We start from the raw sequence: 13499 nt of genomic DNA, 5'->3' as shown, positions 1-13499 counted from the left end.
AAATCCTTAAAGTGTCTTTTTATATTAAAATGCATACCTTCAATCACTTTTAACGGCTCACAACAGGATTATAATATAGAAAAGCAACTACGAATTAGATCTATTTTCTAAACAAGTATGCATATACATTCAAAATCTAAACTGATTCAAAAAATAAAAGTCCCACTTCTCAATTGATTGAGTTAGTGGGACTTATGCATGAATTACAGCTCTAGGTAGTCATTTTATACTTTTTTCAATTCTAATTACCCAAGCAAGAGGAGATAACAAAATCTTTTAAATAAAATTAGATTTCTGTCTTACTCCCTTATTTGAAGTGAAATTCATCGCTCATTATATTTTTAAGTTTCTGTTTTAGACCAAAACTGTTTTTCACTATCATCATTCAAACTGATAAACATCATTTTGACGTTTAACTTGTTAGCAACTTTACTCCATTACATCGCTTTCTTCAGCTTTTTCAGTTACTTTTCTCATCAGTGGATCTGTAATTGGTTTGAATATTACACCAATTAATAAGAATCCTATACCAAATAATGAAAGTACTACTAATTTTTGAGTTAGAATTTCAGGAACAGGTCCGCCAACCGCTTCTCTTAATGCATCGATTGCATAAGAGAATGGTAAGTAAGGATGAATCGTTTGGAAAAACTCTGGTGTAACTTGGATAGGAAATGTTCCCCCACCACCTGCAATTTGTAGCACAAGAAAGATGATGGCAATGGCTTTCCCTGGATTTCCTAACAGTGATACCAAAGTATAAACAATGGTAACAAATACGATTGATGCGAATACTGCGATACCAATAAACCAACCAATTGATTCTACTTGTGCTTTCAGTATTACGATATCACCAATAGATACAATAAGCGCTTGAACGATACCTAATAAGTAGAATAATCCACTTTTACCTAAATATATTTCTCTTGTTGATAGGTATGGTGCTAATGATTTGTGTTTATTATCTGTCGTTAATAAGCTCACCATCAATAACGCACCTACCCAAATGGCTAAGGCTGTATAGAATGGCGTGCTTGCTGAACCATAGTCTTTCACAGGAAATACATCCTTTTGATCAATATCTATTGGGTTCGCAATCACATTCGCTTGTTTTTTCAAATCATTCTTCAATAAATCTACCATTTTGTCTACCGCATCATCTTTTTCAATCTCATCAAATAGTTTGTTCGCTTTAGCAAGATCTTTTTCAACATTTGGTAATTGGTTACGTGCGAAATTCGCTAAATTATGCAATCCTTCTTTGGCACGTGGTTGATTGGTATCCAAAATATCAACTAAACGATCGTAACGATTGAATAAGGTCGGTATCGTGCTATTTACTGTTGCTGTCGTATCAGACAATTGTTGCTCTAACCCTGGTAAATCATTTTCAATAAAGGATGCTGCGTTCGCAACGTCTTGTTTAAATTGTGGATAATAATTTTGTGCAGTAGCCATTGCATCCATATATCTTTGCTCAATGGTTGGCAATGCACTTTGAATCGTTTCGATTCTATCTTTGCCTGTTGTCAAAATACTTTGTCCAGAGTTTATAACCTGTTCTATCGTATTTAATTTCGATTGAAGCGTTGAAAGTCTAGCATCACCTTCATTTAATACAGACATTACTTCGTTTGATATGTCGAACAAATTCTGATTTAGTTCTGTTTTAATATAATTTCTTAAATCATCCAAGCTACGATTTACGCGAGGTAGGTCTTTAAGTAATGCTACTGCTTCTGCCTTACCAGAACTTCCGTTTGACAGTGCATCACTAAGTTGATTCTGCTGCTTAATTAAGTCATTTATTTTATTATTTGTCGATTCTAATTCTTTGATTTCATTCGATAAATCGACATTTTCTCTCTCTTCTAGTTCTGTTAATATATCGATAAATTGCTGATTAAATTTACTAGTCATTTCCAGTCTGGATTTAATATGATCCAGTGTTTTTTGAAAATCTTTAGGTTTGTCTGTAGATAAAATACCATATGTGACATTTTCCAACGCTTTGATATCTTCCTGACTACTTTCGGCTTGTTTGTCAGCATAATTAGAAAGTGATAACAATGACTCTGATAATGAAGATTGCATAGCATTAACATCTTTACTACTTACTGTAGAATCATGTTGTTCATTGTCATCATCATCGCTTTGATTATTACTTATTTGCGATGTTTGAATATTTGAATATCGACCTGAATGCTTAGCACTTTGCTGCTCAGTTTGTATATTATCTTCTAGGCGTTGATTAACATTTTGATTTGCATCTTGTGCGCGATCAACGACTTCTTGGTAACTTTCTACGCGTTGTTGAATCGCAGGCAAGTAACCTTGTGCATCGTTCAATCCTTGTAAGCCAGCGTCTACCCCAGTGCTTGCAATATCAACACCTCGATTGATTTTAGGAAAGGCTTCTGGCACATCGTTAGAAGCAACATTAAGCGCATTTTCAATATTTGGCATGTAGTCATTTAATGCCAGTATTAGTTTAGCACGCTCGTTCAATGCAGGTATTGCAGCATTAACTTGATTTAACTTATCTGCTGCATCGATAACTTCACCTTTATAGTCACCTAATCCTCTAAATCGATCCGCATAATTGTCAATTAGATCTTGGTTTTCATCTAAATAAATAAGTGTATCTGCAAAATCGTTAATTTTTGGCATAGCTTTATTCGCTTCGGATACAGCATCTTCAATTTTATTGATGGTTGGAATCTCTTCTTCAAGTTTTACACCTAGACGATTCGCTTCATCTAAAAGTGCTTGTGTCACTGTTTCATTAAACTGTTCATTCGCTTTTTGAACGATAGCACTTGTTCCAGCATCAGTCATTTTAGGCGCAATCGCATTAAGTTTTTGGTTCACTTTATATTCAACGTTTGCTTGTTGTGGGTCTTTTCGCAACGTACCAGTAATTTGGTGTGTAAATTTATCTGGTATATAAATGGCTGCATAATATTCTCCCATTTTCAAATCATGATCTGCTTTTTTTCTACTTACAAACTGCCAATCAAAGTTATCATCTTTTTTAAGATTATCGGTAATTTGATCACCAACATTAATTTTTTCACCTTTGACTTTATCCCCATTATCTTCATTCACAACTGCAATTTTAATATTTTTAGTATTACCATATGGATCCCATGTCGCATCCAAGTTAAACCAAGCATAAAACGAAGGAAGCAAGGCTAAACCACCTAAAATCACTAATACACTAGGCGCTTTAGCAATCTTTTTTAAATCCATAAAAAATAATTTTATTACGTTTTTCATTTATACACCTCAAAAACTAGATCTGTGATTTCTTCTTATATAAAATTCAAATTACTATTTGTTTATTGCATATAAATTGATATACTGAATTCATTAATAACGTTTAACCTTTTCATAGTTGATAGACATCAACTAAAAGCAAGACTATTAACAGTTTACCAAGATAAACAATACTTTGTATATAGTAAATAATATATTTTAGGAAAGAGGTATTTTCATGAGGCAACAAAAATTATTAGTTTGCTTACTTTCAACTTCTTTACTTATGCCATCATTTCCTATCAATGATGCCAAAGCCGAAACCTCAAAAGAAGATACAATGACTACTCAGTCAACTGAGACACAGAAAGACAAAGACAAAGAAAAATCTGATTCATCGCTATCATCATCCCAAAATCATAAAACTAATAACGAGAAATCTAATGATGCAAAAGAGAAATCTAGCGATAATAAGTATAGTAGTGAAAGGGAAGATCAACAAAATCGCAAAAATGATGGCCATGCTAAAACAAGTGAGCAGAACAACAGCCAAGAAAACGATAATTCTAAGACTTCTGACAAAACGTCGACAAATGTAACTAAAAATACATGGGATACATCAACAGACGATGATCGTTCAAACATATTTGATATGTTTAAACCAACACCTTTGAAACAAAACCAAGACAATAACAGTTTATCTAAATTACTGGATCAATTACTTTCTAATAATGAAGCAACACAAACCCCTTCCACATTAAAACAAAACGATGATTCAAACGAAGACAATAACAAACAAAATAATTCATTAACAGACCACACTGATTCAGAAGATTCAAATGCGACAGCTTTCATTGATGATAATGAGATAAATGATGATTCAAATGAAGATAGTGAGGAATTTGTACAAGAACAAAGTCGTACAGATTATGACAACGATGCTAATGACACAGCGCGTGAATCAAAAAACAGTCAAAATGAGTCAAATCAATATACAGATGAGCATGATGCGCAACAAGATGATACCGAATCCAATTCAGATTCACACCAAAATCAATCTCGTGAAAACACAACGCAGGGTGGGCATAGTCAGAATAAACAAGATGATGAAACAACGACAAGTAATAATGATACAGGTGAGCAGGATGATGACGCAGACACTCGTGACAATGACAGCACAACAGACAATCAATCCGGTTCATCGTCGGAAGATAGAGTATTAGAATCAATTTTAGACGAGTATAGTGAAGACGCTAAAAATAACCAAAAGCAATATGAATCTCAAAAAGCACATTCATCAAATAAGGATTCTGAAAATAAGAAAAGTGACTCAGATGAACAACCATCAAGTAACCATGCTAATCCGCAGTTACCTTCTCAATCACAATTAGCCAAAAAAGAAAAACCGGCCCAATCCTTTGAAAATGATACCAAGCAGTCTAACATACGCACTACTGCTATTTTTCAACAATTACCAAACTTGTCGGACGATAATAACACTACAAATCAACTGACAATAACTGAAAATAAAAATACACGTGACTTCATTAAAACAATCGCACAAGATGCACATGACATAGGCCAAGATGAAGACATTTACGCATCCGTGATGATTGCACAAGCCATATTAGAATCAGATTCTGGCATGAGTGCACTTGCACAAGCACCTCATTATAACTTATTCGGTATCAAGGGAACTTACCAAGGAAAATCCACTACTTTCAATACTCTTGAAGACAATGGAAACAACATGTTCCAAATCTCAGCCGATTTCCGTAGTTATCCGAGTGAAAAAGAATCATTAGAGGATTATGCTAAATTAATCAAACAAGGTATTGATGGCAATCCAAATATTTATAAACCAACGTGGAAGCGCGAAGCACATAACTATCGGTCAGCAACTGCACATCTGGCTACCACATATGCAACTGATTCTCAATACGCTGACAAACTTAACAGCATTATTGAGCACTACGACTTAACACAATTTGACCGTAAACAAATGCCAGATTTAGACGATTATAAATTGAAGAACGATGACGATAATAGCGATTTCAAGCCATTTTCAGAAACCACAAATCACTCGCCTTACCCACATGGCCAGTGTACGTGGTATGTCTATCACCGTATGTCGCAATTCGATCAATATGTCGGTGGAGATCTAGGTGACGCCAGAAATTGGAACAATCGCGCAGAAAGAAAAGGTTATACGGTTTCTTCAACACCTAAGACACATACTGCCGTTGTATTTGAGGCAGGTCAGCATGGTGCAGATTCAATATACGGTCATGTAGCTTTTGTAGAAAAAGTGAACGATGACGGTTCTATCGTTATTTCAGAATCAAATGTTAAGGGACTTGGCATCGTTTCTCACAGAACCATTGATGCAGATGTCGCTACTGATTTAAGTTATATTACAGGTAAACAAAACTAACTTTATATAGACACATGATAGAATTCAATCAATATTTTAAAATTCTCATTTTCTGCAAAATAAAAGTGCACCATTTCAAAAGTCTCACTTATGTGACTAACTTTGAATGGTGCATTTTTTATATGATAACAAGTAGCCTTAGCACCTGTTTAAATTGATAAACTATAATTTTTTCGACTGTTTACGTTTAGCAAACCATATCAGTCCGCCACCAACGATTAACAACACGATACCTACTGGAATCGTTGATTTTTTCATTACAGTACCAGCATCAGGTAACGAGAAATTACCTTCATCATCGAACAAACCACTCAAGAAGCCGTCTGATTCACCTATAGATAAAGCACATCCAGGTGATGGGTTCGGTATATCTCGCACACCATCTAATAAACCATCACCACTGAATAAGCCACTCAACAGACTTGGTTTTTGAAGTCGTTGTGTCTCTGCATCCAATAATGTCGATATTTTGTCACCTTTATTTAATGATCTTTTATCCAATGTATCAGCAATGCTTGGTGTATTTTTCAAAGGTTCAAAGATACCATGAATATCATCTCTAAAGTTACTTATATCTTTATCAACTTTTAATAAGTCATTCAACTGTTGATCAAGACCTGATTTCATTAAATCAACAATATTATGCTTAGCATCTTCTTTTTTAGCAATAACATCAGCAAGTGCTTGTGCTTTCGCATCATTTAATTTGCTAGCCAACATCGTTTCCAAGGCTTGGCGTTTATCTTCAGATTGATCCAATAGCGTTTCTAAAATATCATCACTTGTTACATTGTCCCCAAAATTTTGTTTTAGTAACGCTACAATTTGTTCGTTATCAGGATTTTCTCGCATAATTTTTTCAGCAATACGAGATGCATCCACATCGTTCAAATGCGTTGACAATATCGTTTTAACCAACGCTTGCTTATCGCCTGTCTTATCAAACATCGCTTGTAAAATATCGTCACTTGAAGTTGTAGACAAACCGTCTAATTGACTGATTACCTGATTGGCAATTTGTTGATCTGTTTTACCATCTGTGTCTATACGTTCTAAGATAGATTGAGCATGTCTGTCATCAAAAGTACGATTAATGATATCTTTAACTGCTCGGTCTTTATTGTCTACAGATTTCAATTGATCCAGCACAATTTCATGTTGTTCATTTAAATTTTGTTCAACTTGCTTAATTTCTTTTGCCATTTTACTTTTATTCTCTTTAGATATTGAATCACGCTCTGAAAGCATTGATGTTAATGTTTGTAACTTTGCTTCTTTAGTTGCTACATAGTCATCTAAGTTGTCATTGTTTTTAGCTTGTTTTGTCGTTACTTTATCAATATCTTTTTCAAATTTTTCTAATGGTTCGGGAACATCATGATCTGAACGAGACGTTTTTTCAGGTGTGTTTTTTTCTGCCTGATTTTTTTCACCTTTACTGTTAGTGCTTTTCGCAACCTTATTTTGTTGTTCTTGTTTGTCTCCAGTATCTCTTAACGCTTCATTATCGTTTTTTAGTTTACCCCCATCAACTTCATTTGATAATACATCAATTTTATCAAGCAATTGATCTAAGTTCTGTTGTGAATTTTCACTAGTTATGCGATCATGAGCGTTTTGCGTTTGATTATTTTCTTGCTCAGGTAAGTTACTTGAGTCTGTTTTCTCACTAGGAACAGTTTTTTCTTGATGATCAGTTACATGTTTTTGATTATCTGAAATATCTTTTTTGTCTTCATACGATTCATGATTATCTTCAGTAATATTGCTATCTTCTATTTGGGTGTTAGCAGATACACTTTGTTGTTCACTGAGGCGATTGTCATCATTCTCAGCTTTTTCCAACATTACTTTGGCCTCTTCAATGCTTTTAACCTTCTCCATTTTTTGAATCGCATCACGCTTTTCACTACGCTTTATATTTTTCAATTTCTTTATTTTTTCTTTAGCTTGTTGAATTTGCTTTTCTAACGCTTGTTCGCTAGTCAAATGTGTATCAGCTTTCACATCAGCACTTTCTTTCGCCATTACAGATGATGTTGGATTTATACCATATCCTATTAAAGTCGTAGTCATAATCAGTGCGATACCAGACAATTTAAATTGATGATTCAAACTTTTTTTATGATTTAAATGATGAGTTTTTATCTGTTTCATTAAATTCACCTTTTCCTAGTTATTCACACCCATTATATCGGTTATATCACTTTATTCAAATAGCAAAGATTTCAACATATTATTTATTTGTATTATTAATTAAATAATACAAACTGAATTCTAAATCTTTCTTCAAATGTTCTTCTAGTAATTGAATCGCTTGTTTATCATTATGATTAACCATAGCTTCTACAATCGCTTTATGCTCTTCAATCAGACCAGGTCTTCTCTTATCAATGACTGTTTTACTAAATAAATAAATGTAACTTTTCAATTTTTGATAAGTATCTATAATGAACTGATTGTTTGTTGCTTTCATAATTTTTTGATGAAATAAGTCATTCGTTTCTATTATCGTTTCTTCATTTTCTTGATCAATATCGATGTCAGTATATCCTTTCAATTCTGTTAAATCTTCTTGTGTAAAAACAACACATGCTTTACTTAGTGCATGTGTTTCTAACAAAATTCTCATTTCAAATATATCTCTATATTCTTCACTTGTTGGAACAAATATATAACCATCTTTAATAAAATATTCAATTTCTAATTGCTTAATTGCTTCTCTAATTGGAGTTCTACTTACATTATATTTTTTCGCTAATTTAGCTTCTGTTAATTTTTCATTTTGCTTTAATTCCCCTAAAATAATGTCATTTCTAATTTTTTGATATACCGTCAAACCATTGTGTATCAATTAACTCAACTCCTTGATTACATACTACTATAAATTTTCAAAGTTTAAAATGTATACATTTTCAAATTATTGGTATACAATTACTAGTAACCGCTTACATTGGAGGAATTAATATGAAAATAGGATTTATTGGATTAGGTATTATGGGAAAACCTATGGTCAAAAACTTACTTAAAGAGAATAATACAGTACTAGTTAATGATGTGAATAAAGAAGCAGAAACTGAACTAGTAAATGAAGGGGCTAAAGTAGTTTCTATAGATGAACTAGCGAAAAATGCAGACTATTTATTTTTATCATTACCAAATGGCGCGATTGTAAAATCTGTTTTATATAGTGGAGAAGACTCAATTCTCGATAAAGATGAAATTAATATTAAATATATAATTGATACGAGTTCCCTTACACCAAATGAATCACTTGAAATTAGTAAAGTACTAGAAGAAAAATCTATTAAGTACATCGATGCACCAGTGAGTGGTGGAGAACCATTAGCAATTACTGGTGAACTATCAGTAATGATTGGTTGTGATGCTACTATCTTTCCAGAGATTAAAAAAATACTAAAACCAGTATCTTCATCAGTAATAAGAGTTGGCGATGTTGGATCTGGTAGCGTTGTTAAATTAGCAAATCAAATAATCGTTAATACAAATATTGCAGCCCTGTCAGAAGGCGTACTATTAGCAAAAAAATTTGATATTGATTTGAATGAAATGTTCGAGGCAATAAGACACGGATTAGCAGGATCAGCTGCTATGGAAGCAAAATTCCCTAAAATGATTGAAAAAGATTATAAAGCTGGCGGAACACTCAATATTAATTTGAAAGATTTAAAAAATGTTACATCTACGATAGATACAATTGGATTAACACTACCTATCGTAAACCAAGTCAAAGAAATTTTTAAATCTGAAGTGAACCAAGGCAATGGATTAAACGACCAAGCTGGTATTATAAAATACTTTGAAAAAATTAATAATATGTAGGTGATGAATATATGTTAAATGCAGAAATAATAAACAAACGCATAAACGACACATTTAATAAAAATTTAGAAAGTCTAGATTATAAAATCGTAGTTTTAGACGATGATCCAACTGGAACACAAACTGTAAAAGACCTACCCGTGTATACGGATTGGACTGAATCTCTCTTAACCGATGCCTTTGAACAATCTAACAATATGTTTTATATTTTAACGAATTCACGTGCATTGAACACACAAGAAACTACACAATTACATCAAGAATTAAGTCAAAACATTGAAAATGTATCACTGAAATTAAAAAAACCTTATTTGATTATTAGTCGAGGAGACTCCACATTACGTGGTCACTTTTACTTAGAACCAAAAATTTTAAATGAAACAACATCAAAACCTTTTAATGCTGTCTTCTATTTACCTGAATTTTTTGAAGGCGATCGCTACACATATAAAGGAATTCATTACTTAAAAGGTGAGGACCAATATATCCCTGTATCAGAAAGTGAGTTTTCAAATGATACTACTTTTGGTTTTGAGTCAACATCAATGGCAGATTTTATAGAAGAAAAGAGCCGAGGTGAAATTAAATCTGAGAACGTTTTTCATATTACTTTAAATCAAATTAGAAATAGAGAAAAAGAACAAATATTTGTTACTTTTGATACTTTAAGTAACTTTGATGCTGTTGTAGTTGATGCATTGAACGATGAAGATATGGATTATTTTACAGCATGCCTGGTTGAATATCTTAAATATCACAATAAAAAATTCATTTTCAGAACCGCAGCATCATTTGTGAAATCCATATGCGAAACACCTGGTGAAATCATCAATTTACAAAATTACAAGAAAAGTAATAACGGTGGTGTCATTATTGTTGGATCTCATGTTAAAAAATCGTCATCTCAACTCAATCATTTATTGGAAAATACCAAAATAAATGCAATTGAATTTGACGTAAAAACAGTGACTCAATCTAATTTACAAGATTATATCGATAAATTAACAACAGAAGTTGAAAATATTATTGCTAAAGGCAAAGATATCGTTATATATACTTCACGTGATGTGATAAAAACGGAGGATTTAACAAATAATTTAAGTATATCAACAAATATATCAAACAGTTTAGTTAGTATCATTAAACAATTATCTATACGACCAAGCTTTATTATTGCTAAGGGTGGAATTACGTCTAGTGATGTAGCAACCAAAGGCCTAAACATTAAAAAAGCAAAGGTCATCGGACAAATAACTAAAGGTGTACCAGTATGGTTAACGAATAAAGAAGCAAAATATGACCAAATACCTTACGTTATTTTTCCAGGTAATGTGGGAGAAGTTGATACATTAACCAAAGTCTATAAATTAAATAGCTAGTTTTTTGAAGGGGGTTAAAATCATGGGAGAAATTTGGCCATTAATTGCTGTTGTCATCGGGGTTATTATTTTACTTATTTTAATTATGTTATTTAAATTAAATACATTTATTGCACTCATTATTACTTCAATGTTAACTGGCATTATGTTAGGCATGCCATTACATAAAATTGTAGAAACTATTGAAAAAGGTATGGGAGATACGTTAGGTCATATCGCAATTATCTTTGGACTAGGTTCCATATTAGGAAAGTTACTTTCAGATGGTGGAGGTGCTACAAAAATTGCTGAAAAACTAATTGAAAAATTTGGTGAAAAATACGTGACATGGGCAATGTTGATTGCTTCATTTATCATCGGTATTTCTTTGTTTTTAGAAGTAGCATTTGTATTACTCGTACCTCTTGTATTTACGTTAGCCAAAAAATTAAATGTTTCAAATTTAAAAGTAGGTCTACCAATGGCGACTTCTATTGCTATCACACACGGTTTCTTACCACCGCATCCAGGTCCTGTTGCCATTACGCAAGCTGTACATGCAAATATTGGTCATGTTTTGATGTACGGTATTATTATTGGTATTCCATTAGCAATTATTGTCGGTGGTTTGTTTCCAAAAATTGCGTATAAATTAGCACCTACCGCATTTTCTAAAACAGGTAAACGAGACGATATCGAAGGAACAAAATCATTACCACTAGAACAACAACCAAGCTTTGGCATTAGTTTACTAACTGCTTTAAGTCCAGTTATTTTGATGCTACTTTCTACAATTGTTCAGTTGGTAACTGGTCACGAAGATGGTAAAGCTTCTGGATTTGAAGGTTTCATATACTTTATTGGTTCATCTACTACTGCGATGTTAATCGCCGTAGTATTTGCTATTTATACCATGGGAATCAGAAGAAAACAAAAAATGAATGATATTATGGACACCGTTACAAAAGCCATTACCCCTATTGCAATGCTACTACTCATTATTGGTGGCGGAGGTACATTCAAACAAATCTTAATAGATGGTGGCGTTGGAGATACTATTTCTCATATGCTACACGGAACTGAAACGTCCCCTATTTTCTTAGCTTGGTTAGCAGCTGCTATTTTACGTGTAGCATTAGGTTCAACAACTGTTGCAGCAATCTCTTCAGTTGGTATTGTCCTACCATTGTTACAATCTGTTGATATAAACATTTCACTTGTTGTTTTAGCAATTGGTGCAGGTAGTATCTTTTGTTCTCACGTAAACGATGCAGGCTTTTGGATGTTCAAAGAATACTTTGGATTAACAATTAAAGAGACTTTTTTAACATGGACTTTATTAGAATCTGTACTATCTGTGATTGGACTGGGATTGATTTTAATTGTAAATATAGTAATTTAAAAGGAGGTGTCATTGTGAAATATGATGAATTACTGAACAATGCTAAAAACAAAGAATTCGCTATACCTCAGGTTAATCTTAATGAAATTGATTGGATTGATCCTATAATTAAAGCAGCTAGTAATATGGAATCACCTATCATCATTGCTACATCAGATAATATCGTTGATTTATTAGGCGGTTATAAATTCATTTGCCAGACGATTAGAAACAAAATTCACTCAATGCAAGTAAACATTCCCATAAAAATTCATCTAGATCATAGTACATCTATTGAAAATTGTAAAAAAGCAGTTGATGCTGGGTATGATTCAGTGATGTTTGATGGCTCTAAGTTAGATATCGTTGATAATGTTAAAAAAACATTTGAAGTTGCCACATATGCCCATAAAAAGGGCGTTGCAGTTGAAGGAGAAGTTGGTGGAGTTGGTGGTAAAGAAGACGGAATCGAAGATACTATTAAATATGCAAGTATAGACGATTGTATTACACTTTCCAAAAAAGCTAATATAGATATACTTGCACCTGCTTTAGGCTCCGCACACGGTGAATACAAAGGACAACCCAATTTAAACTTTAAATTAATGGAACAAATCAATAATACACTTCACCAAGCACTGGCACTACACGGTGCAACAGGTATTTCAGATACTGATTTAAAACATGCTATCCGACTAGGTCACGCAAAAATAAATTTTAACACTGAAGTTAAAAAAGCATGGACAGAAGCATTAAGAACTGTTTTAAATAATAATCCTTCATTGTATGAACGGCAAAATATAATTCAACCTTGTAAACAAGCCATCGAAGACACTGTAAGTAATTTAATTAAAAAATGTAACAGTGAAAATAAAATTTAAGTCAAAAACCGAATAATATAGTTCTTAAATCAACAAGGGGGTAAGTTAAGATATTTAACTTATCCCTTATTTCTTTATAATAGCACTACGTACTATTAATTTAATTGTCCAAAAGATTTTTAAGTAAAAGGTTTGTATTTGAGATTTCTCATTCTCATTTTTCAAAAAAACTTATTTTAATAAAAATATATCTTGCTATATTTTCCTCCAAATACTATCACTATAATATGACATTAGAAATTGATAAAAATTGATATACCTAATTTAACTATACAAAGCAAAAAAAGGATTAAGCAACCCATAATTGCTTAATCCTCAAAGATTATATTAGTGCGATTTAACAA

General features: G+C 32.6%; 8 protein-coding genes. 5 read left to right on the top strand and 3 right to left on the bottom strand.

The window, feature by feature from the left end; all coding sequences use genetic code 11:
• Positions 1-429: 429 nt before the first annotated feature.
• Positions 430-3279 carry a YhgE/Pip domain-containing protein gene (locus JG554_RS00650; RefSeq protein ID WP_203265336.1) on the bottom strand — a complete coding sequence of 950 codons (2850 nt, stop codon included), beginning with the start codon at positions 3277-3279 and terminating at the stop codon, positions 430-432.
• Positions 3280-3496: 217 nt separating this feature from the next.
• Between JG554_RS00650 and JG554_RS00645 the strand changes: the two genes are divergently transcribed.
• On the top strand, positions 3497-5692 hold the full coding sequence (locus JG554_RS00645; RefSeq protein ID WP_070038744.1) for an amidase domain-containing protein: 2196 nt from the start codon (positions 3497-3499) through the stop codon (positions 5690-5692).
• Positions 5693-5854: 162 nt separating this feature from the next.
• On the opposite strand, the gene JG554_RS00640 is transcribed toward JG554_RS00645, so the two are convergent.
• Both JG554_RS00640 and JG554_RS00635 read right to left on the bottom strand, forming a co-directional pair.
• Positions 5855-7849, bottom strand: a complete 1995-nt coding sequence (locus tag JG554_RS00640) for a hypothetical protein (RefSeq protein WP_203265335.1) — start codon at positions 7847-7849, stop codon at positions 5855-5857.
• Positions 7850-7928: 79 nt separating this feature from the next.
• Positions 7929-8546 (bottom strand): GntR family transcriptional regulator, encoded by a 618-nt coding sequence (locus tag JG554_RS00635; protein WP_070038738.1) that lies wholly within the window; start codon positions 8544-8546, stop codon positions 7929-7931.
• 113 nt (positions 8547-8659) lie between these two features.
• Here JG554_RS00635 and JG554_RS00630 point away from each other — a divergent pair, with 113 nt between their 5' ends.
• Genes JG554_RS00630 through JG554_RS00615 form a run of 4 tightly spaced genes read left to right on the top strand, consistent with a single transcriptional unit; the run spans position 8660 to position 13155 of the window.
• Positions 8660-9535, top strand: a complete 876-nt coding sequence (locus JG554_RS00630) for an NAD(P)-binding domain-containing protein (RefSeq protein ID WP_070038735.1) — start codon at positions 8660-8662, stop codon at positions 9533-9535.
• A gap of 11 nt (positions 9536-9546) precedes the next feature.
• The gene (locus JG554_RS00625) at positions 9547-10914 is read left to right on the top strand and encodes a four-carbon acid sugar kinase family protein (protein ID WP_070038731.1); all 1368 of its coding nucleotides are present in this window, start codon (positions 9547-9549) and stop codon (positions 10912-10914) included.
• A gap of 19 nt (positions 10915-10933) precedes the next feature.
• Positions 10934-12295, top strand: coding sequence for a gluconate:H+ symporter (locus JG554_RS00620; RefSeq protein ID WP_107360246.1), 1362 nt, complete (start codon positions 10934-10936; stop codon positions 12293-12295).
• A 14-nt stretch (positions 12296-12309) separates the two neighbouring features.
• Positions 12310-13155 (top strand): ketose-bisphosphate aldolase, encoded by an 846-nt coding sequence (locus JG554_RS00615; protein WP_203265334.1) that lies wholly within the window; start codon positions 12310-12312, stop codon positions 13153-13155.
• Positions 13156-13499: the final 344 nt, after the last annotated feature.

It is taken from the genome of Staphylococcus sp. 11-B-312, assembly GCF_016743055.1.
Taxonomy (GTDB): Bacteria; Bacillota; Bacilli; order Staphylococcales; family Staphylococcaceae; genus Staphylococcus; species Staphylococcus ureilyticus.
This window is presented reverse-complemented; position numbering and strand designations above follow the sequence as displayed.

Excerpts from the sequence above, each read along its gene's own strand:
- JG554_RS00630 (WP_070038735.1), top strand. The coding sequence starts at position 8,660 with ATGAAAATAGGATTTATTGGATTAGGTATTATGGGAAAACCTATGGTC.
- JG554_RS00645 (WP_070038744.1), top strand. The coding sequence starts at position 3,497 with ATGAGGCAACAAAAATTATTAGTTTGCTTACTTTCAACTTCTTTACTT.
- JG554_RS00640 (WP_203265335.1), bottom strand. The coding sequence starts at position 7,849 with ATGAAACAGATAAAAACTCATCATTTAAATCATAAAAAAAGTTTGAAT.
- JG554_RS00650 (WP_203265336.1), bottom strand. The coding sequence starts at position 3,279 with ATGAAAAACGTAATAAAATTATTTTTTATGGATTTAAAAAAGATTGCT.
- JG554_RS00625 (WP_070038731.1), top strand. The coding sequence starts at position 9,547 with ATGTTAAATGCAGAAATAATAAACAAACGCATAAACGACACATTTAAT.